This is a genomic window from Paenibacillus glycanilyticus (assembly GCF_023715145.1).
Lineage (GTDB): Bacteria > Bacillota > Bacilli > Paenibacillales > Paenibacillaceae > Pristimantibacillus > Pristimantibacillus glycanilyticus_A.
The window spans coordinates 1-212 of the sequence record NZ_JAMBNP010000102.1; the positions used below are offsets into that span (position 1 = coordinate 1).

Sequence of the window (212 nt, forward strand, 5' to 3'; positions counted from 1 at the left end):
TTAGGCTTTCGGCGGACAAGATTCTCACTTGTCTTTTCGTTACTCATACCGGCATTCTCACTTGTATACTGTCCACCAGTCCTTACGGTCTGACTTCAACCTATATACAACGCTCCCCTACCCAAGTCGCAGCCTTCACTTCAATCTGGTGTTTTTAGCTTGGGCATTTGGTCAGAAATCTTGAACAACCTATGAGGTTGATTCTGACTAAT

Annotated in this window: 1 rRNA gene; it reads right to left on the bottom strand. The window is 44.3% G+C overall.

Annotated features, from left to right (window positions below):
- Nucleotides 1-212, bottom strand: a 23S ribosomal RNA gene (locus M3194_RS31890); the annotation flags it as partial.